Consider the following 23,074-nt stretch of genomic DNA (forward strand, 5'->3'; position numbering starts at 1 on the left):
TTTCAGACATTATTTATATCATTAGTGCTACACACAATTTACCGATACTTTGATTACTACTTTTCTTATCTTTTCATTTTTTTCATAATTACATGCAGGTCTATGGACATCATAAGGAAAAAATATAGCAAAAGTACCAGGATTCATTTTTAAATAGATTTCATCTTTAATATCATTTTCATAAAAGACATTATCATCTTTCTCTAATAGATTGTCACTAACTTTCTGCTCTCCTGTCTTTCTAGCAAACCCAATAATCTCTTTGCCCTCAAGAGAATATTGTATATCTATAAATTTACCATGCGTTTCTGGCTTTCTTTCATCCAAAAGCGCAGTTTCTGTTTCAAATACCTTTGCAAAAATTTCGTTTCCTTGAATTTCATAGGTTCCATTTTCTAATGCACTAAAATTAGTATTTTTTAAAAACTCAAGAGCTTTAACTATTGCTGCTGGATATATATTCTTTTCAATTTCTAAATGATTCAAATCTCCAAATATCATTTTATAATCACTCCTTCATCTATAAATTTAACAATTCATTCCAAACACCGTCATCTACAATAATTCCATTTTTCATTTGATCTTCTCTTTTATTCTTTGAATTTTCTCCAGGATAATATATTTCTCCACCATCTTTTGTTGGTTGAGCCGATTTAATATATTCTACAGTGTTGTCAAGTAATTGTTCAACCTGCTCTTTTCCTAATATTTTATATGGGTCTATTGCAATAAATACCTGATTGCAACTTCCACAGCTTCCTTTTTGAACTTTATCTATTTCAGCAGTAGCTAATCCACCTGATATTACAGCTGATATTACATCTAATAATATCGAAAACCCTGATCCTTTCCAGTAACCCATAGGTAATATTCTCATACTTTCTTCAATTGGCCCTGGTTCTGAAGTTAAATTGCCCTCTTTATCAAATCCTCCAGGGAAAGGAAGCAATTCATTTTTTAATCGTGTAACTTGTAATTTCCCATAAGAATATTGAGACATAGCCATATCTAGAACGATATTCCCCTTTTCTCTTGGAACTGCCATAATAAAAGGATTATTTCCTACACAAGTGCTTTTAGCTCCCCATGCAGGCATACAAGATTCTGTGTTTGTCCACAAAATACCTATATACCCTTTATTAGCAGCATCCCATCCATATGTTCCGCCTCTCATCCAGTGAGTTGTATTTTTTAGAGTAACAAGTCCAATTCCCTGACTTGAAGCTATTTCCATTGCACGATTCATTGCAAACTTAGCATTAAGTATTCCTGGCCCCATATTTCCATCGTAGTTTTCTACTGAAGAAAATTTATTTACCAAAGTAGGCTCCGCATTAACATCAACCCACCCTTTTTTTGCGTAATCAACAAATCTGCTAACACGATTTAACCCGTGTGAATAAACTCCATCTGCACTGCTTTCTGTGTGAATTTGTGCACAAATATCAGCTTTTTTCTCATCCATTCCAACTGATAACAACACACGCTTAATTTCATTTTTCATTGTTTCAAAAGATACTCTTGTCATAAACAAATCCTCCAATTCATTTTTTGTGTAAATTCTCGCATTACTTAAACCTTTACATAATTAATACTTTTGTTTGATAATTTTATAGCTTGTGTAAGTTTTCTAACACTAGATAATTTTTTATAAACTTTTATTTTTTATTAATTTACAATGTTATTACTCTATAAATTTCATTTAATTATCAAAAGTCAGTACTATTTTTCTAATACTAGGATCCCTACTATCTACGAAATCAAATGCCTTTTGTGCATCTAAGAAATTAAATTTATGAGAAATGCTATTTGTTAAATCTAACTTTCCTTCTGCAACTAAGTTAAGAACCTCCTGGAACTTTTTATTTTGTAATCTAGATCCTCTTACATCCAATTCTTTTGCAGTAATTTTGAATTGTGTAACAGCTGTTGGTTCTATAGAGAATCCCATTGTAATTACTCTACCTGCATTTCCTGTTAATTCTAAAAGTGTAGCAAGAGAATCTTTTGTGCAAGCTGCATCTATAGAAACTGTTGGACCGTATCCTCCAGTTAATTCTCTAGCCCTTGCTACAACATCTTCTTTTAAAAGATTAATTCCATATGTGGCACCATTTTTCTTCGCTTCTTCTATTTTTTCATCTACTACATCTACTACTATAATAGTGGCACCACTTAATCTTGCAATCTTTAATATGCTACTGCCTAGAGCACCACATCCAAGAATAAGTAATGTATCTTCTTTAGTAAGTTCTGCTCTTGAACAACTTTGTACTGCAATAGTAGCAGGCTCAATCATTACTGCATCTTCATATGATAAATTATCTGGTAATATATATACATCAGATTCTGGTACTGCAATATACTCACGATATCCACCATGAATGTGTACTCCTCTTACCTTTAGGTTAGCACAAACATTTCCTCTTCCTTTTCTACATGCATAACACTCGCCACAATTTACCACTTGATCTACAATTACTCTATCTCCAGCTTTAATCTTAGTAGCATTACTACCAACCTCTACTACTTCGCCTACCATTTCATGACCAATAACTCTTGGATAAGTTGCTGCTGCATTCTGCCCATGATAAATATGAACATCAGAGCCACAAATTCCGGCTGCTTTCATTTTTATTAATACATTATCATGCTCAGTTATTACAGGCTTATCCATTTCTATTATTTGCAAATCATTTGGTTTGTTAATTATAACTGTTTTCATAAGACTTTCCCCCTTTTTATAGCCAAGCTTCTAATTAATACAGAAGAATAGGCAACGTTTTCGTAAAACTCAGCGTATTATTAAGATACTAAATCATTATCTTAAATTTTACATTTTCAACTTATAATAGTTCTGTAATCACCTCGTTTAAATATTTGATTTATAAGAGTTTTTTAAGATAGCCCTTTTGTAGTTCATACTTTTCAAAATTAACAAATTCAGACATTAATTTATGATTTTCAAACATATATTATTTGTATAATTTCATTTAATCTAATGAAACTTTTTCTAGAACTATTGCAATAGCATAGAATAAGAAATTATAATAGAAGCAGCTATCTAGACTCTGATATTATGTTCTTTATCTTCAGGTATATTGTATATTAATTCGATTACATAAAACATGTACAATGTGATTATATTTGTACTATATTACTATATCTTATAGAGAACTTATACATGCTCAGTTATTTAATACTTGATCGAATACTAGCCATATATAAGTCAATAATTTAAATTACTTACCTACATAAATTAAAAACATAACATTTAGAAAGGAGCGATTCTTATTAACTTATTCAAAATAGAAGATTTCGAAAATATCTTTACACAAATTACATATGTGGCCAATCGTGAATGTACTCCTAATTGGCAATTCAAAGGTTCACCCATCTACGATAAACATAACATTATTTTGGTTTATGATGGTGAAGCTGTATTAACATGTAATAACGATGAATTTAAAGTTGCTAAAGGAAGTCTTGTATATTACAGACCAGGCGATTCTCGTAAAGGATATACTTTTCCAGATAACTTAATGAAATGTTATACTATAGATTTCCTATATACATTACCTTATTTTAATGGTGATAGTTGGGAACTGCGTAATGCAGAATTACCTTTTTCCAGCATAAATAAGATTGAAGATAAGTTCTTATTTTCTCATCTGTTAGACTTATTTTCTAAATTCACAAGAACCTGGCTATTTGAAAAACATAATCGAGTTATTAAGGGTAGATCTATATTTTCAGAAATCTTATCTCTACTTTTACAAAGAAATTTCGAAAACGATTTTAATTACGATAATATACGTAAAGTTGAAAAAGTAATTTCGTATATGACAGATCATTTTACTGATAAGTTAACATTGAATGATCTGTCATTGGCCATTAATATAAGCCCATCCTATTTAGAAAATATTTTTAAGAACGTAACGGGAAAATCTCCTATTTCATATCTAATTGATATACGAATTCGTAAATCAAAAGATTTACTAAAGGATGGTCACACAGTATCTGATGTTTCATATTTAGTAGGATTTAATGATATTTTTTACTTTAGCAAATGTTTTAAGAAATATGTAGGAGTATCTCCTTCTCAATACAAATCAATTAACATAAGTTCGATGGAATGATTTAAGAAGAGCAATATACAGTGTTGTAAATCTTAGCAGTTCTAAACTCTTTAATTTAATAGTTTTGTTAAATAACATGAATCACAAATTGTATGACCAACTATTATCATAATAGCTTATTGGAGGTATAGTATCTAAGATAGCATCTCCATATTTATGTTATAATAAATTTAATATATAAATCGTAAATTATAATAAAAGGAAGGAGTAATACTCTTGGATAATATAAAATGTGAGCGTAGAATATATAGTTTTAAAAGTAATACTCATGCTCATGAATATGGACAACTTATCTTGCCACTTAAAGGTTCCCTTTCTATAGAAACTGATTATAAGAAATTAGATTTAAAAGATGATTCATTATTCTTTCTTCCTCCAGATTGCAAACATACTTTTAATGCTGATAATACTAATGAATTCTTAGTATTGGATATACCTGATAAGATGCTCAACAAATATGACATGGAAAAAATGTGTGGTGGACAGGATATTTTGTTTGATGAAAAATGGAAGGCAATAAGATATTTATTGTTAAATGAAGCTGATGTTCACAAAACATCTAGTTCCCTAAATAACTTATTCCTCTACTTTTATAATTTTATTACTACTGAAAATTCACCTAATTCCATTAAATATATTAATGATAATTTTACCGAAGATATTGATTTAAAAAAGCTAGCAGATATAGAGCATTACAACGTTAGTTATTATAGTGAATGGTTTAAAAATAATATAAATGTCTCTCCTACTGAATACATACAAAATTTAAGAGTAAAAAGAGCAAAAGAACTCCTTTTAAATACAAACTTAACAGTTTTGCAAATTTCTCAAATGGTTGGCTATGAACACAATTCATCATTTACCAAGGTATTTAAAAACCTAGAAAAAATATCACCTGCCGAGTTTAGAAGAAACATCAAAGAATAGACTAAAAACCAACTGTATTTTAGCAAAGATTTATCTAACAGAAGCGATATAATATAGATAACCCAACTAAGGCCTGAACTTATGCATATAACTCGCCGAAATGAATAACATACTTTTGTTCCAGTTTCTAGGTAATTCTGATGGGTGATTCTAAGGCTATAAAGTTGCACCCAAAATGCTAGCCTCAAAGAACAAGCTTTGAACTAGCACATTTGGAACAACTTATAGCCAAAGAATCACATCCATCAAAATTACCAATGAAACATTCCACAAAAATATATTACCCATTTCTAGTCGGGATATATTTCATAGTATAAATCTAATTTATAATTAGACTTATGTGATAAGTTACCGAAATCATAAATATTTTGATTCCGAAAAGCTATGAAAATATATTTTTGATTTCTAATGAAGATACAAACTTAAAGTTTTAATAACTTTGTAAATATGTTCATCTAATAAGCCTAATTCTGAATTGATTTATCTATATAGATTTCCAAAATAGTAGTCGTACTTATTGTATGAACTTACCTAAAATTATAAATGTTAAAAGAAATAGTTTATATAAAGAGAGGATATGCTTTAGTATGAAAGAAAAAATTACTAAATTGATAAAAAACTTTGTTAAAGAATATGAGGAGCAAGATAATATTTCAACAAAATGGGGTGAGCCTTTAGTAGGTTTTGCTGATGCTAATAATCCTTACATTTTAAATTTTAAGAAGCTTATTACACCAACTCATAAATTACCAACCGATGTTCTTTCCGATGCCTCAATTGTCATAGCATACTTTGTCCCATTCACTAAAGAATTGGCTATAACCAATGGAACTCCTGGGGATATTTCCTCTCCTGAATGGGCATTAGCTTATGAAGAAACTAATGCAATGTTTGTTAAGCTTAATGGATATATGATATCAGAACTACGAAAACTCGGATATCATGCAGATATTTCACCAGAGGCTTCTACATTTGACCAGAAGATATTAAAAAGCAATTGGTCTCATCGTCATTTTGCAAAAGCTGCTGGTCTTGGAACCTTTGGTATCAATAATATGCTTATAACTAAGGTTGGATGCTGCGGAAGGTATAACACCATTGTAACAAATCTAGATGTAAAAGCAGATTCGCCCTTAAAAGAAGATCTTTGCCTGTATAAAAAGAATGGAAGCTGTGGTGTATGTGTAAAACATTGTCCATCAGGTGCATTGACTTTAGATGGATATGACAGACACAAATGCTATGTGGTACTAATGAAAAATGCAGAATTATATACAGAGTTTGGAAGTTCTTACACCGACGAATCTGGTGATGAGCCAAACAGTATAGGTAGTGAAGTATGTGGAAAGTGCGTAGTAAATACACCATGCACATTTTTTATCAAATAGCTTGCATCTATGGCCTTCCCTCTCTACTATAAATAGACTATTTAATAAACTCAAAAGTTTATATATAAAATTCTTCTACCACAATATAAAATGCCCTAAAAGTGAGAACCCAAATATAAAACTTGCCTTCTCACTTTTAGGGCATAACTTTTCATGAATATTTTTATTACATCCTCGCATAATAATTTTAGTTATATAGTATATACCTTAAAATTATGAAAGAAGGCTTATCAAATGAAAAAATTCATATATACTCTTTCTGTCTTTTTACTTATATCATTTACCTTTAATACAATAACAATTACCGCCCAGTTAAAAACTTATTCTCAAGGCTTTTATGCCATGAAAGATTTGAATTTAAGAGAAAATATTAGTTATAAGGTTCAGAATCATGAGCCCTACGTTGACGGACTATTAATTATTGTTGATGCTGATAGAAAAATACAACAACTTATTCGAATACCCGCTAACTCCACTGAAATTCCTATAGCACCTCTTAAATATGATTATAAATTTATAATATATAATAATGTTCTTTTGACATTTTCTTAAAAGGCACTTATGCAGTGCCTCTTTAATTTACTTTAATGCTCAATTTGCTATAATTATGCATTATTTCAGCTATAAAATATGCCGCTAATTCTCTTTCAACAATAAGATAAATATAAATTCTTACTATGATGTAATTCCATTAATTACTTTTGCTTTAAAGTTACTTAATGATAGGCTGGTTCTGTCCATCTTATTTTACCAATCACTTGATCCAGAATCTGAGCTAGATGATGAGTCATCTGAACTTGAGTCGCTATCTGACTCCCAACTAGAAGATGATTCATCTGCGCCTGAACTTGAATCATCATCTGATTCCCAACTAGATGATGATTCTTCTGAGCTTGAACTTGAGTCGTCATCTGATCCCCAGCTAGATGATGAACCATCTGAATCTGAGCTTGAATCATCATCTGATTCCCAACTGCTTGTACTATTATCTGAATCCCAATTACCAGATAAATATACTGAATCGCTACTTGAATCTGATGATGAGTCAGACTCCTTAGAACTGTTGTTATCCAAGCTATTGGAATTATATGATGAAGTGTCCCTATAATGTTCGTTATCATCTCTATATCCATGTTCTTCATGATAATGCTCATTATAATGTTCATGATGATTACGTGAAGATTCAGATACCATTTCACCTACGATCATACCTTCTAGAAAATCACTATTACTATTGTTGTTATTTATTATAGTAGTATTATTTACATGGCTGCCTGAAGGATATGTATCATAATTGTTTGATGCATTATCTGATGTCCTTGTTGAGTTATTATTAAAGTTAGAAGAAGATTCATTATTGTTTCTATAATCCGAGCCATTTCCATGACTTGAATAATTTTGTTTTGTTTCACTTTTACTTATATTACCTGAATGAAATGAGTTATCATCAGAATCTAAATATGATTCTAAATTATTTTCCTCAGCGAATTTCCTTTTTCTTTCTTCATAATCTTTATTCATTTTATTTTTTATTACTTTAAATAATATCATCGCAATTACTATGATAACTATTATAATAACAAATATTCCAAAATAATTTGTTTTATGCGATACAGTTTTTGAATACCCGTCTTTTACCACTTCAGCTTTACCAACATTAACTGCCTTAGTTGTAACTTTTTCATCAAGTGCTTTTCCAACTTTCATAATTCCGCTATCAAAATTGTTAGCTTTAAAGTCTGAATTAGGTAATGCAACAATATTGGATATATCTGATTGAGACAAAATGTCATTTGCCTTATCGCCAACTAAAATTTTATTTTTCTTATCACCTATTGATGTCACAAATAAAATGTATTGCTCTCCACTTATATTACTCTTTGCATATTCTTTCGAGTAATCATCAATGCTTTTTCCATTCAATGTTTTGACTACATCAAATTTAACTATTACATCTGTATTCTTTTCTATTTTTGATAAGTTTTGTTCAACAGTATTAATAGTATCTTGTTTTAGGACTTTAGCATCATCTACTATATGCTTATCTGCTGAATACACCCCAATTGACATTAGTAATAATAATATTAAACTCGATAAAATAATTCTCTTTACTTTCATCTCTTTTCCTCTCTTTATTATAATTTATTTTTTATATATTAAATTTATATACTATAAACTAACTATAATTTATCTTAGTTTTTGAAAATTCTATTGAGTATTCAATTTACTTAAATTCAAATATCTTTTCACCATAATACTTTTCAATTTCAAAATTATTACTCTTGATTATATTAATTATTAAATTCAAAAATTACTGTAAATTGTTATAAATTATAAATTATAAATTATATATTTACCATCTTCATATATGCTAAAACCAGCAGCTTGTACCACTTAATCCGTCAGTCTGAATCTAATTTATATATACAATCTTATTGACTGCTCTTTGATTTTAATACAAAGCATTATAATCTATTGTTATAAAATACAACAAATGCTGTAGTTCCGTTAGTCAATAGAATTATAGTAATATATAAAAAAGTTTTATAAGTAATTGTTTTCATTCTATACTATAACACCTAAATTGACTATATTCATAAAAAAGATCTCATCATGCATTCTCCTGTAAATTTAAACTAAATTTCTATTATGAATCAATTATAGCATAATTTGTAATAATTTTATTATTAGACTTTCAAATTATATCATTTTTTGTCATTGTTCATTTTAAATATAATATGCTATCTTCCAATATTAACCAGTATTGTAAGAGTACAAAAATACTCCCTTTAATGTAGACAGATTTCTATTTTTTTAATCTGTTTACATTAAAAGGAGCATATCTCTTCTAAAATAATTCTATGCTTATACATTACATAAAACTATGCTTTAATTATTTCACTATATTGTATGTTATCTTTATAGTTATCGTAAATATATTGTTATTTAATCTTTTTATTATTAAATGGTAATATAAAAACAATAAAGTAGAAAGTTGCTCCAGCTAAAAAAGATTTAAGCAAAAAGTGATATTCTCTTGAAACAAAATTCTCAATAATTGATGTGAAAATAATATTAAATACCGCAGCAATTAGAAATAAGCTAATTCTCATATGTCTTTTACTATTTATTAATCTTTCTATGCCTAATTTTTGACAAAAAAAGTCCGTTATAAAATATGCTACAAAGCAAGCTACAAATCCTAAAACAAGCTATTCATGAAGATCATTCCCCTTATAATGTAAATAATGCAATTAACCTATTCTTCCTCTATATTTCTATTATAACATCTACTGTAAATGCATTTTTTATTTGTCCAAAATTCAAGAAATATATCATTTATTTCTTCTACTAAATATTTTTACACATATCTGTAGCAAACAGCCACTTATAATTGCTAATATAATATAACTAATTATATTGTGTTTCAATTTGATAATTTAAATCCTGTATAGAAAATAAAAAAAAATTACACTAATATAGTTAGAGAATATATTATTCGAAACATCTTATTACTTTTCATGTATTATCAATTCCTAATAAATTACTGTTATGAATTATACAATTAACTTGTCTTACTTGCTTCCCCTTGTCAGGGCACTAATCATTTTAAACTAGAATTATGTTTTTAATATTCCATGCTATTATTTTAACATTACTGGTTCAAAGCCAAGCATTCCTGTAATAAATAACATAAAAAAGTTTTCATTATTTTAAGTTGTCTTTTCTATCTAAAATATAATGAAAAGAAATAATGAATGAAATTATACAAATAAATCCTACCAGCATTTGCATTGGAAAGTTAAAGTAGATTCTTTTATGATAATAGCCATTTGTGGATAGAATTGATAATAAATATCCCAAAATTGTACATGTACAAAACTTTTTCATGTGATTGCGTTTTGTGATAAAACCTAATATAGCTCCAATTAAACTAATAATCGCTAGTGTACTCATCTCTAAAACAGTACTATGCCATAGTGAAACCCCTGCCGATAATTGACTTAAGTCATGCAAAAAAGACATATAGAAAAAGACGATTATACTCATTAATAGGTTTACTATAAATAGACTTAATTTACTTATACAAGCTAGTATTGGCTTAAAAAATTTATTTATAGTAATCACACCTTTCTTTATTCATATTATAAGTGAAAATTCACTCTTGACTAAAAATCTTGCTCAAATCCACAATTCTTCACTAATTGTAATATATTTTGTAAAGGTAGTATTATTTAATTTTTAAAAATATCAATGTAATTTACTACGTAAAATAATAGAATTGCGCATAAAAAAATCGTAAATTCAATTTCTTTTGAATAATACGATTTTACAATTTGTTATTTAATTTTATTGATTCATAACTTAGGAACATTACGAATTACCTCAACGATAAATTTGAATTTACACTTATAAATTTAATTCCAACCATTCATCTGTATCTTGAAATCCATATTTTTTATAAACAGGTCTTCCAAGTTTTGATGCTACTAAACAAATCTTATGAATGTTTCGTTCCTTTGCTTCATTTACTAACCTATCTAACATTCCTGTAGCTATACCCTTACCACGAGAAGTCGGTTCTGTATACATATTAGTTATATAACCTTTTCTTCCAGTTTTATTAGTATATGTTGGTGGAAAATCAATAAATGCAATAGCAGCTGTAGCTATAATTTGGTTATTTTCTTCTGCAATCCATTCAACCAATAAATTATTAGCCAGTTTGTTATTAAAATATCTCGTCAATTCCTCATCAATATCAATATTGGGCTCTATGCCTTCATCAATGAGTTGCTTCTTTCTAATACTCACAAGTAAAGGTATGTCTTTCATATCTGCTTTTCTATAATTCATCATATTTCCTCCTGTAAATTACAATTTGTCTACTACACAATTAAAATTTACTATTCCGTATTAATTATAGCATATTATCTAATATATATTTCTTCATTAACGCTACTATTTCTTACAGAAGCACATTTTCCACTTAATTTACCTTGATTATCGATATTTAAAATAACTACTTCGTATTCAAAATTTATTCCACCATATGCCAAAAGCATCTGTCTATCATGAGTTGTACCAATTCCATGCAATTGAACTTGATTATTTACGGACCAACTTAAGTCATATAAATCATCACTTTGATCCCTTCTTATAATTTTTAGATCAAAAACAGGAGATTCATATTCTTTTATAAAGTACCTAACCTTATAATTTCCCTCAAAATTTTCGCTTGTTTCATTCCTTAATGCAATCCCAGAACCTAATGTATCGAAATTCTGTGTTGAAGCCCAAAGAGCTGAATTTGACCGTAAATCTCCTATTTGTTTATACACACCAACTCCAGCTATTGGAACTTGCTTTAAACACCTTGATACAAGTAACTTGTCATCGATCAACATTCCAATTCCAGAGTACTCATGACTGGAATTTTCTTCATCTCTCCTCCAAGTGCATTTATATGTTTCACCTATCTTTTCAATATTAAGGTTTACTTTCCCATCATTAGATTTCCATTCACCTAAAATACATTTTTCTTTATAATAGTTCATTATTTCGCCCTCACCATAATCATATTTATCATACCAATAGCAATTTAATACCATTATAGTAAATTATAGCATAGTAAACAGCGACTCATGGGACAACTTATAAAATTCACAGTTTATTAACTATTGTTAAATAATTATTCTATGAAGTATAAATACTATACCATACAATTTTCAAAGTTTATTTTAATTAATTAGAAATAATAAGATTTATAACTGCCCTATAAATTGAGATTTAGTAAATTTTTGTTGTATATATGCTATTGGATCGGAAAATAAATTTCAATCTTTGATTCTTCATCTTCAGCTCCTAAAAATTTCTCTGTGTAGCATTCCAAATCATCTCTGTCATCTAATCGAAAAGCACTATTAGGAAACCAGACACCCCAAATATAATAATATGTAGAAAGCAAGTTTTTTACTGTACCTTTATGTATGAATTTAACATACTTTCCGCCGCTAATTTCTTTTAATTCCATACCTTCTGAAATATTATTGTCACCCGATGTTTCAATTCCTATAAATAAAGTGGTTTCACTATTTTTATTAAATGTATTTTGCAGGCATGTACCACTTGTTTCATAAATACTATATCTATTATTATTCATTGAAATATACTTTTGCTTCTCTAATTGAGCATTCAACTTTTCCCACATTTCAATACTGTTATTTTTCTCAATACTCATGTAATATCTAAATCCAACAACACATTTAGGTTGAAATGTTACTATTTCTGGTTGAAGATTTGCATAATTGGATTCAGTGATTTTATCAATTTGCATTGGATTATGATTTCCAATCAACACATCAATACCATTTTTTCTATATTCCATCGGTGTAATTCCATATCTCTTCTTAAAGGCTCTTGTAAAACTTTCAGCAGACTCAAAATACAGTGAAATTGCTATATCTAAAATCCTTTTGTTACTATGTACAAGATTATATGCCGCTTGAGTCAATCTTCGGCTTCGAATATAGCTGCCAATAGTTTCACCCATTACTACTTGAAAATAACGATGGAAATGATAATAAGAATAGGAAACTGCACTCGCAACTGATTCTACAGTCAATGGCTCATACAAGTTCGTTTCAATAAATATAATTGCTCTACCAATAATTTGCTTGTCTTTCAATACAGTTTCCTCCTTATTTAAGGCATAATATTATAAAAATCTTTTCCCGCTTTTTCACAAGGAAGATTCACAATAATTTCTTGCTCTTGTAGCTTTTCTACCATAAAAGTTTTCCATTCATTTGCTTGTGGCGAACCAAATGTCATTTCTATTTTTTTCTCGGTTGTATTAAATACCATAGAGCGTAAAGTTCCAAAAAATTCAGGATAATAGTGACAACACAATCCTTTTGGATAGGATGTAGATAAGATATCTTTTAAATCTTTTTCTGATATTTTTTCTTTTTCACAAAACATTTTTTCTATTGCTTTGTAACGAATCACCGAGTTTTCAATTAACATCTTTTCATATGGCTTTATTTCCGGTAAAACTGTATGATTTGTAGAAATAAGAAATTTCTGCTTAGATTCATTATCCAAAATACGATATGATTTATGACCATCTATACACTGTAACAATGCAATTTTATTACTATTATCAGCAAGCATTAGATTTATATTATATCCAATAGGTGCATCCATTGCCCATGCAATAGCTTCCTCAACATTTTTGCAGTTTTCCAAAATACTTCGGATAACAACCCAAAAAGAAAACCCAGTTATGCCAGCTTTCTGTCCCCCTTCAAAATTCCCAACAGGTAATCCATTACTAGCTTTACAAGCTGCCAATCCATATTCATTCATCCCATCGCATCGTCCGAATAGATTAAGTGTAGAACCGATATAACGATATTTCCCTCTAATGGCCGTATACGCAAAACACATCTCTTCCATCTCATCATTAAAGTCGTAGTTACGTGCCATCAAAGTGTGTCCATTTTCAATCTTGTTTGGTACTGCAGACATTAAGCTACATCCACGTTCTAAATATGTCATTGCATAAAAAATTGCTTGTTCTTTGGAAATTCCAACTGTATCTACGAATCCTTCGATTTCCTCATTTACACCACTGCAATATCGATCAAGCAAATTGAATATTTCTTTTAATTTACTTTGTGGATAGGCATTAGATGGTAAAATTATCTTTTTCAATAAATTAGGTTCAGATAAAATCCAATTCCCAATCCGCGTTCCAACCTCATAACTTGTTCCTACAAAATTCTTTAAGTATGTCTTTGTCTTTTTCATAAGAAACACCTCATCTTTCAAAAGAATTATAAGCTAAGATAAGATGACATACTTGATATTTTCTGCGGATTTTTTATATAATCTTTTATTAAAATTACCATTTACCACCACTTGATTGTAACATATTTTGTAAATGTCATGCTTATATAATTTATTGTGTAAAAAAAAGACATATCAACCGTTGATACGTCTTTTAAGAATATTTAGCCACAACATGTTACATTAATTTATCAATATCCCCTGACTGAATGTATTTAATATTTGCTTTGATCTTTTCATATGGCCAATCCCACCACTTAATTTTTAGCAACTTTAAAATTATGTCATCACCAAATCTTTTTTTTATAACTTTTGCAGGTATTCCTCCAACAATAGTATAAGGTGGCACATCATTAGTAACTATTGCCCTAGTACCAATAATTGCACCATCACCTATTTTCACGCCTGACATAATTATAGCGTCATAACCTATCCATACATCATTTCCAATTACAATATCGCCTTTATTATCCCAAGCATCTGTTATAAGGCTGACATCCAAACCCCATTCATCATAAAATATTGGAAATGTATAAGTAGACAGTGATCTCATTGTGTGATTTCCACTAGTCATGAGAAACTTTGCTTTACATGCAATTGAACAAAACTTGCCAATTATTAATTTATCATTGTTTATAGGATACTGGTATAGTACATTATTCTTTTCAAACTCTCTTGGATCATCATAAAAATCATTATATATTGTATAATCTCCAACTTTTATATTAGCCCTTGTAATTACATTTTTAAGATATATAGTTTGGCAATCATTACTTCTTGGATATATTTTATTTGCATTTGGAATAGTCATTTTTAGTTCTCTCCTTTATATTAAGTTGCTTTTGACTATCCCATTACTACAATGTATTTTTTCATCAAATCACTCCCAGTACGATAATCTTCATTTTTTATTTAGGGTCTTATTGTTCTATTTTTTATATTATTCTTCTTCATATTACTAACTTTGTAAAAATGTCTTTGAGACATACAGTTGTCCAATTTTAATATAATTTTTAAAATTCTTATAGATGTATTTTCCATTTTATTAAATTTAATTACTTGTCTATTATACTCACCCTTTATATATTAAGTATGAGATAACTCCGGAAACATAAAATGATTGTCCTTATATTATAGTGTTCTAATTACTGACTTAAATCAAAATTCTGAAGTTTACTTGATTTTTTTCGAGTCATATTAAAGATAATACATAGTAAAACTATTAGTTGTATTACCCAATAAATAGCTGAATACATATTAAAGTAATTTAAAAATTCAGGAAAACATATAGATGGAATAAAATCATCAATGCAATGGTATAAAACTAGGATTAGCAAACTTCCCTTTACATGATTATAAATCCATGTGTATATAATGCTTAAAGAAATAGTTTGCAGAAGATATACTATAAAATTATCATATCCTTGAATATGAAATAAAAACATTGGTATATGCCAGCAAGTCCAAATAACTCCAACTATTACGCCTGATAGCAATTGGCTATACTTTTCTTGAAGTATTGGCAATACAAAACCTCTCCATCCAAGTTCCTCACCAAGCGGTCCTCCAAAAATTAAGATAACTAATAAACATGCTAATAACGATAATGGATTATCGAGATTAAAACCAAATATTTGATTTTTGATATGTATTTTATAGTCTGCCCCTGCTATAAGACAAATAAAGGATGGTACATAAAATGATGATATTGAATAAAAAAGTATAAAAACATAAAAAAGCGGATTGACCTTCCAGATAGTTAACTTTTTTAAGAATTTTCTTAACCCTATTCTTCCATAAAAATAATTAGTAAAAATTATAGCCATAATACTTGGCATTAATGAACCAACTGTACGAAAAATTGCATTTAAACTAAAACTGTTCGATGTAAATGAAAGAACCCAAAACATCCACGTAAGCAAAAAAGTACTCATTAAATATACAACTTTTTTGTGTTCATTAACCCTTTCTATAATACTCATTTTCAAGTTCCCCTTCTATAGTTTACGTCAATTCGTAATTTTAAAAGCAAAGCAAATTATAACGTTGCTCCTGCTAAAAATTAAAATAAATATAATATTTATTTTATATTATGCTGTTTTGGTATTCTAGATTCACAAGGTACATCTATCTGACACTTTCCACAGCCATATCTAGGCTTATGTTTTTCCATTGTTATGTCCAAAAATTCAGAGCATATAATATGATTCTTCCCATTTTCTATAGATATTGCATTAGCTGGACAATTTCTTACGCATTTACCGCACATCGAACAGTACTCATATATATTTTCGTATTCTCTCTTATCAGGTGATAAGTATAATTCTGTGATGATACTACCAAGTCTTCCAGATATACCTTTCTTTGTTATAAGTCCTTTAGAAAGTCCAAATGTTCCAAGCCCACATACAAAAGCAGCATGTCTTTCAGACCAATTGCTTGTAAATTTTTCTTCATGATTTGGATGATTAGCATTTGACCAGAATCTTTCATCTAAGGTAGGTACGACACTATTATATCCTGCATTGATCAATTCAGATTTTAAATGCATACACAACTTATTTAACAAACCCTGACCTTCAATACGTCCATGAAGCCATTCTTCAGAAGGCCATGACATATTCTTTCTATTTCCTTTTTTAACCTCTTCGCTAAATGGTAAGAAAAATGATATAACAGTCTTTGATTGTGGTAACCATTCTTTTGGAAGCATGAAGTGTTTCCCAATTGCTGATGGTTGTTTTAATAATGTAAAGTACTCATCATCCACAGAACCAAATGCCAAAATTGGAGCATCAAAAATCTTCATTCCTACAACATTTTCCGAAATAGCTATTTCCTTTGTTATATAGTTATCTTGTGAATTCTCAACAAAGTCCTCTGCGGTTTTTATAAAATATTGTTTATCCATATCTTTCCCATCCCCCTAATTTATATTACTAATACGCCATTTAGTTTTACTATATAATCTATTCAAATAAATAGCCCATCATCTTTTCAGGATTTTCTAAAAACTTTCTTGTTATCATATAGTTATCAGTCTTTTTATAAGGAGTTTTCGTAATTCCATCATCATCAATAACAAATATATCTGCACCTGGGTACGCCATTAATATTGGTGAATGAGTTGCTATAATAAACTGTGATTTTTTCTTTACTAGTTCATTAATAATAGTAAGCATAGCCATTTGTTTTGTAGGTGATAATGCAGCTTCTGGTTCATCTAAGATATATAATCCATTCCCACTAAAACGATTTGTCATTAGTGTAATGAAGCTTTCACCATGTGACATCTTATGTAATGATGTACCTCCATAACTCTTTATAACAGGAACTCCCTCAGAGCTTTCTAAATCGAGTTTTTCTATTTCTGTGGCTACATTATAAAAACTTTCTGCCCTTAGAAAGAAACCATCACGAGGCCTCTGCACACCTTTAACTACAGTAATATATTTATATAAATCTGAATGTGTTTCTCTTGATGAAAAACAAAAGTTTTTAGTTCCTCCTTCTGCATTAAATCCACTATTAACAGCAATAGCTTCTAGTAATGTTGATTTTCCGCTACCATTTTCACCAACAAAAAATGTTACATTTCTTGATATATCTAAGCTAGTTAAGTTATTAACTACAGGTAACTCTTTAATATAGCTGTCATCTTTATGAATTTCTTTCTTGAGACGTATTTCCTTTATATACACATTATCATATAGCACTCATATATCACCTCATTGTTACTTTCCCATTTCATTGAAACGTACTCCGTATCCCATTAATCCAATAGCCTTTTTAGAGTAATATAGTGAAGAAATTCTTCCTTTTTATCTGAATAAGGATCACTTTCATTAAACTCAAATTTAATTGAAGTCTTTTGCTCCTTATCAATATATGTGACATCATATCCATCACCGCTACCCATAAAATCTGAATAAGTTTTTTTTGCATAATTATCACCATAAGCCTTTAATACATCTGAAAATTTAGACTCTGAGCCTATGCCTCTACTTGTTACAAATTTTGTATTATCTGACTTATTAGGATATCCAACTGATATCCTAGCAGCTTCATTATCTTTATCTATTTGGACATATGCATAATACGGATAATTATCAAATTCTAACCCCCTTAATCCATTTTTATTAATATTATCATTTGTCAATTTTCCAAATTTCTCTTCTAAAGCCTGTATATCAACTTGTTCCATTAAGCAAACTCCAGCCAAACTATCATCTTTCAAATTTGTACTTTTTACAAAAAGATATTTCTCTGGAAATAAAATATATGCTATACCAGTTAGAACAGCTATTATACTTACTATAATTAAATATTTCCTCTTAATTGCATTTCCCCCTTTCGGGTTATTTCCCCAATTAAATTTAGTTCTTTATATAATTTGATGCATTTTTATGTTCAGATGGGTTTGAATGTTTAGAGTTATATATATCTACAACCTGTTTAATCCCATCAGCAGACATATGTGGTATGTATTTTTCAATATATCCCCAATTACCTGTTTTCTGAATGGTATCTATAGCTTTTGCATCTGCTTCATTTGCTGAAATGCCACTTATAGCTTCTGCGTTTTGTTGATTATCTTGGCCCATAGTTAAATACACAGCATTATCTTTGTTATTGAATTCAACTTTAAAATGCATATATTCTAACAATTCATCCATTGGCATATACAATTGAGGTTCTGACTCACCATCCTTTTCAATGGTAACTAGTGGTTTCTTTAAATCAATTTCTTTACCATTAAAATATACCTTATCATTATTGATAACAGCTGATTTTATTGCTTCTCCTGAAGCCACATTATCATTTTTACCATTAGCAGATTCTGATGTTTTTCCTTCAGATGAAACTACAACAGTCTTTTTCGCATTAGTAGTTGCTGATATTCTTCCTATTGCTGCAAAAACTACAGAAACTCCTATTGCTCCAATCGCAAAGCCTATAGTTATACTTTTAATATCAAGTTTTTTCATTTTTCTTCTCCTTATTTGTAATCTTGATAGCCAAATTAAATATTTGACTTATTAAATAAACATATTTACCAATTTTCTAAAACTTTAAATTCACATATTGACTAAGAATTATAAGTATTTTTGAAATCGAAATATTTATGATTTCGGTAAGTTACTACATAAATATAGTTTTAAAGTTGTATATATGCATAAACCAATTATTAGCTAGATTTATACTATGAAGTTATATCCCAACCAGAAATGAGTAATATACTTTTGTAACCACAAGGGTCATAATATGGAATGTTTCATTGGTAATTTTGATGGATGTGATTCTTTGGCTATAAGTTGTTCCAAATGTGCTAGTTCAAAAAGTGATAATCGAAAAGTGATGCTCCAAATTTTACATTTGGTAAGCAGAACTTTCTCTATGAGCATTTTATATTTCGTTCTTAGAACTTTCTCTGTGAGCGCTTGTTCTTTGAGGCTAGCACTTTGGGTGCAACTTTATAGCCTTAGAATCACCCATCAGAATTACCTAGAAACTGAAACAAAAGTATGTTATTCATTTCGGCGAGTTATATACATAAGTTCAGGTCTTAGTTTGGTTATCTATATAACCTATAAATACTGATATTTCTCTTTATATATCTTTTCTAAATTGCGTTACAAAATAGAAAATCATTATTGCACCTAAAATACATCCAAGTACACCCTCTCCATTTATTTTTATTATATCTCCACATATCAATCCAGATGTGTTTGTATAAATATCACCAAGCATCAAAGGATTAACCACATTCCACACCGAGTGCAGAAATAGCACTGGTAATAAACTCCTTGAAGAATAATAACAATAAGATGAAGGAAAACTATATGTAAAGGCAGCAAATGCTTGGATAAGACATAAGAATAATGGATTACCTATTCCAGTTGCTTTTGCCAAAAGAAAAACAGCAGGAATGTGATACAATCCCCATACTATACCTACTATTATAGTTGCTTTCGTTTTACCATAATCTTTTGTTAATCTGGGAAGTAGATATCCCCTCCATCCATATTCTTCTCCCAAGGCTAAGAATAAACCAACAACTACAGACACTATTAGAATTATAATAGTTTTGAATGTCAATTCCTTATTAACACTAATATTTCCAACACCAGTAAGGTGAGCTATAAATGAGCAAATCCCTATAAAAACAATAGGATAAAAAATTCCAAACAACACTGATTTTAAAGTTGTGTCTTTAAATAAATTTGCTTGATGATCATTTGTAATCTTATTAAAGATAATAGCTAATATTGCAGGAATGAACATGATTAAAGCAAAATCATTTTTACCTATAGTAGGATTAATAAACAACATAATTGTAATAATCCATGTAATTAAAAGAACAGTAATAATATATACTTTTTCAGAATCTTTTCTTATAGAATTCTTAACAGTCATAGTTACCTCTTTTCTACAAAGGATAAGCTTAATATTATTGCTATCAAGTTAACGATAATTAAAATAAATTACCTATATTATTTTTACATTTTTCTTTTAAATTCAAAATATAAAATATTACATAAACATATATCATTCAACTTTCCAGAAAACATCTTCATAATTTACTGTATCAAATTGGTTAGATAATGATTTTTTAGTTCTATTTATATATTGTGTTTTACGCTGATCTTTTACGGAAAATATAAGTGACAAGAAATCCTCTATTATCTTCATTTTCTATATTTTCAATTAACTCAAAGGATCTCTTTAAATTTTCAAAATCGGTTGGCTGAATAAAATCCTCTTTTCTAATTTTAGAATCAACCTTATGCTTATGCCCAAAACCACAAATAAATAAAATTCCATCATTAGTTATGTGATTTTCCAAGTCTCCGAACTGCTCTTTACTTAACCTGTAATGATTGATTAAGATATTATCAAATATTCCAATATCCTTTAAAGAATTAGATATACTTAAGTCAACTTGCTTTGTATTAACTAGATAATTATTTCTTTTAGCAAATGTCTTAAGCCTATCAAGAGCTTTACTACTAAAATCAACGCCTGTTACTTCGAATCCATTTTCAAGTAGAAACAAAGTATTTCTACCATCTCCACATGCTATATCAAGAACAGATCCTTTTTTGAAATATGTAATATTTTCAGTTACCGATTTTTCTGGATTTAGTGGACTATCACTTCTATTAGCAAATTTATTATCCCAGTATTCTCTATTTCCCATATACTCCATCTTGTTTCCTCCAACAATACATTGCACAATTATTTGTCATCCTTTATTAATTATAGTATATTTTGTAAGTATATAGTATTTAATTTTCAAAGAAATATTCCTATTTTCCATAAAAACTCCATTCTTTTTATAAATAACCTTCTAGCGAAATTTTCATATTCATATGGTACAAATACGTATTCAATTCGGCTTATATCCACATAATTTCAAATTTCATTGCAGAACTCTATAGTATTTATTAAACAAAAAATATCCCAAATTCATCATTAATAATGAATTTGGGATATTTAGACCTATAGTTTATTTAATTTGACAACTATTATCTTTTCAATTGTTCAGCAAACGACTTTCCTACTGGGTCAGCGTCAGCTAAACATTCAGGATCTCCTGCAATTAGTCCTGCCTTCTCATGCCAGAACTCGCTAAACATTATATATAGTGATTTAAGCCTATCTATATCGCCACCTTCTGCTAATGTTTTTGCAAGGAAATCAATGGCGAAATACATGGTCTTACTTTCATAATATAGATGCGGATGGGGACCTGGGGCATCTATTACCCATATAATTAAGTTTCCTACCTTTTGCAGACCATAACGAGGAGTTATACCAAGTTCTTTACAGAATGGAATGAGCTGATCATTAAAGTCTATCTTTGAGCGACAATTTATAATAACTAAGTATTTAGAAAGGCTATTTGTAGATAAAACATGAGCAAAATCCACACGCCATGCATCTCCATATTCCTTCTCATAGGCAAGATCAATACCGGTACATTCTTTAAAATTAGCAAGTGCACTTGGAAGAAAACGCGTAAGATCAAGTTGTGGATTCGATGCTATTGCAACGCTGCCAGAGATTTTTTCAGCCGTAAATAAACCAGATGTTCCCCCTGATGAAACTGAATAAAAAATGATATGCTCATTAGGGATGCCTAGGCGCTTTGCCACTCTCATAACAAGCTTTGCCGTAGCGTCACGGTAATCTCGTTCTTTTGTCCCATAAAACCATCCAACAGAGATGTCAGATTCAAAGTACATCGGATCTTCAATACTTAATAAATGCCCTTTTAGAAACGTAGACCATGACCACTTATGAAAACGTGGAAGTGGACCTTTCGCAATTGTCTTATCATCGCGCATTGTATCGAGCACAACGTAAAGATAATCATATTTACTTGCTTGATAAAAGCATTCAAAATGAGCACCGTTAATCTCTGTATTGAACCTGCCTTCTGCAACTCTATCTAATTTTTCAGAATCAATACGCACACTTTCTCCTGTGATGGCTGATGCGTCGGCAGATCTGTATTTCTCACGTCTGCATGCTTCCAGCTTTTCAGCAAAATTTCTCTCGGTGCCATCACGGTTGTACTCACAGACTATATTTTCAAGAAATTCTATTGATGGTAGGATATCACTATCATCCATTTTCTTATTATGCTCAGCAAAGTATTCTGGATTTTCTTCATCTTTTTTCATAACAATCAGTCCTTTATTTTCTAATCTTAGAGTTTATTAACTTTCTTAATTATAAAGTGAACTATAAACATATTTT

21 protein-coding genes are annotated in these 23,074 nt (G+C 29.4%); 4 read left to right on the plus strand and 17 right to left on the minus strand.

Going from position 1 to position 23,074, the window contains the following annotated elements; genetic code table 11:
• Positions 1-27: 27 nt before the first annotated feature.
• From PZA12_RS17615 to PZA12_RS17625, 3 genes are all read right to left on the minus strand, one after another.
• Complete coding sequence (locus PZA12_RS17615) at positions 28-501, minus strand: YhcH/YjgK/YiaL family protein (RefSeq protein WP_078116630.1); 474 nt, start codon at positions 499-501, stop codon at positions 28-30.
• 19 nt (positions 502-520) lie between these two features.
• Positions 521-1,528, minus strand: coding sequence for a 3-dehydro-L-gulonate 2-dehydrogenase (gene yiaK, locus PZA12_RS17620; RefSeq protein WP_078116631.1), 1,008 nt, complete (start codon positions 1,526-1,528; stop codon positions 521-523).
• 174 nt (positions 1,529-1,702) lie between these two features.
• Complete coding sequence (locus PZA12_RS17625) at positions 1,703-2,725, minus strand: zinc-binding alcohol dehydrogenase family protein (protein WP_078116632.1); 1,023 nt, start codon at positions 2,723-2,725, stop codon at positions 1,703-1,705.
• 694 nt (positions 2,726-3,419) lie between these two features.
• On the opposite strand from PZA12_RS17625, the gene PZA12_RS17630 reads away from it, so the two are divergent.
• The 4 genes from PZA12_RS17630 (at position 3,420) to PZA12_RS17645 (ending at position 7,006) form a co-directional block, all read left to right on the plus strand.
• Positions 3,420-4,139 (plus strand): helix-turn-helix domain-containing protein, encoded by a 720-nt coding sequence (locus PZA12_RS17630; protein ID WP_243156841.1) that lies wholly within the window; start codon positions 3,420-3,422, stop codon positions 4,137-4,139.
• Between the two features lie 216 nt (positions 4,140-4,355).
• On the plus strand, positions 4,356-5,066 hold the full coding sequence (locus PZA12_RS17635; RefSeq protein WP_078116634.1) for an AraC family transcriptional regulator: 711 nt from the start codon (positions 4,356-4,358) through the stop codon (positions 5,064-5,066).
• Positions 5,067-5,653: 587 nt separating this feature from the next.
• Entirely contained in the window at positions 5,654-6,454 is an 801-nt protein-coding gene (locus PZA12_RS17640) for an epoxyqueuosine reductase (protein ID WP_078116635.1), read from the plus strand.
• A 234-nt stretch (positions 6,455-6,688) separates the two neighbouring features.
• A complete protein-coding gene (locus PZA12_RS17645; RefSeq protein ID WP_078116636.1) occupies positions 6,689-7,006 on the plus strand; it encodes a hypothetical protein in 318 nt (105 codons plus the stop codon).
• Positions 7,007-7,201: 195 nt separating this feature from the next.
• On the opposite strand, the gene PZA12_RS17650 is transcribed toward PZA12_RS17645, so the two are convergent.
• The 14 genes from PZA12_RS17650 to PZA12_RS17715 all read right to left on the minus strand — a co-directional run bounded on the left by PZA12_RS17650 (position 7,202) and on the right by PZA12_RS17715 (position 22,998).
• A complete protein-coding gene (locus tag PZA12_RS17650; protein WP_078116637.1) occupies positions 7,202-8,572 on the minus strand; it encodes a TPM domain-containing protein in 1,371 nt (456 codons plus the stop codon).
• A gap of 2,292 nt (positions 8,573-10,864) precedes the next feature.
• Positions 10,865-11,311 (minus strand): GNAT family N-acetyltransferase, encoded by a 447-nt coding sequence (locus PZA12_RS17655; protein ID WP_171983654.1) that lies wholly within the window; start codon positions 11,309-11,311, stop codon positions 10,865-10,867.
• A 74-nt stretch (positions 11,312-11,385) separates the two neighbouring features.
• The gene (locus PZA12_RS17660; protein WP_078116639.1) at positions 11,386-12,012 is read right to left on the minus strand and encodes a hypothetical protein; all 627 of its coding nucleotides are present in this window, start codon (positions 12,010-12,012) and stop codon (positions 11,386-11,388) included.
• A gap of 257 nt (positions 12,013-12,269) precedes the next feature.
• Complete coding sequence (locus PZA12_RS17665; RefSeq protein WP_103697783.1) at positions 12,270-13,142, minus strand: AraC family transcriptional regulator; 873 nt, start codon at positions 13,140-13,142, stop codon at positions 12,270-12,272.
• Between the two features lie 17 nt (positions 13,143-13,159).
• Complete coding sequence (locus PZA12_RS17670; protein ID WP_078116641.1) at positions 13,160-14,269, minus strand: C45 family autoproteolytic acyltransferase/hydolase; 1,110 nt, start codon at positions 14,267-14,269, stop codon at positions 13,160-13,162.
• 217 nt (positions 14,270-14,486) lie between these two features.
• Positions 14,487-15,119 carry a CatB-related O-acetyltransferase gene (locus PZA12_RS17675; RefSeq protein WP_078116642.1) on the minus strand — a complete coding sequence of 211 codons (633 nt, stop codon included), beginning with the start codon at positions 15,117-15,119 and terminating at the stop codon, positions 14,487-14,489.
• 334 nt (positions 15,120-15,453) lie between these two features.
• Positions 15,454-16,290: a CPBP family intramembrane glutamic endopeptidase gene (locus tag PZA12_RS17680; RefSeq protein WP_078116643.1), complete on the minus strand. Its 837-nt coding sequence runs from the start codon at positions 16,288-16,290 to the stop codon at positions 15,454-15,456.
• A gap of 98 nt (positions 16,291-16,388) precedes the next feature.
• Positions 16,389-17,219 (minus strand): 4Fe-4S binding protein, encoded by an 831-nt coding sequence (locus PZA12_RS17685; protein WP_078116644.1) that lies wholly within the window; start codon positions 17,217-17,219, stop codon positions 16,389-16,391.
• A gap of 58 nt (positions 17,220-17,277) precedes the next feature.
• Positions 17,278-18,024, minus strand: coding sequence for an AAA family ATPase (locus PZA12_RS17690; RefSeq protein ID WP_078116645.1), 747 nt, complete (start codon positions 18,022-18,024; stop codon positions 17,278-17,280).
• 56 nt (positions 18,025-18,080) lie between these two features.
• A complete protein-coding gene (locus PZA12_RS17695; RefSeq protein ID WP_078116646.1) occupies positions 18,081-18,512 on the minus strand; it encodes a hypothetical protein in 432 nt (143 codons plus the stop codon).
• 172 nt (positions 18,513-18,684) lie between these two features.
• A complete protein-coding gene (locus tag PZA12_RS17700; protein WP_078116647.1) occupies positions 18,685-19,296 on the minus strand; it encodes a hypothetical protein in 612 nt (203 codons plus the stop codon).
• A gap of 622 nt (positions 19,297-19,918) precedes the next feature.
• Positions 19,919-20,725, minus strand: coding sequence for a type II CAAX endopeptidase family protein (locus PZA12_RS17705; RefSeq protein ID WP_103697784.1), 807 nt, complete (start codon positions 20,723-20,725; stop codon positions 19,919-19,921).
• A gap of 220 nt (positions 20,726-20,945) precedes the next feature.
• Positions 20,946-21,518, minus strand: a complete 573-nt coding sequence (locus PZA12_RS17710; RefSeq protein ID WP_078116648.1) for a class I SAM-dependent methyltransferase — start codon at positions 21,516-21,518, stop codon at positions 20,946-20,948.
• A 319-nt stretch (positions 21,519-21,837) separates the two neighbouring features.
• Positions 21,838-22,998: a hypothetical protein gene (locus PZA12_RS17715; protein ID WP_078116649.1), complete on the minus strand. Its 1,161-nt coding sequence runs from the start codon at positions 22,996-22,998 to the stop codon at positions 21,838-21,840.
• Positions 22,999-23,074: the final 76 nt, after the last annotated feature.

It is taken from the genome of Clostridium beijerinckii (genome assembly GCF_036699995.1).
GTDB lineage: Bacteria > Bacillota > Clostridia > Clostridiales > Clostridiaceae > Clostridium > Clostridium helianthi.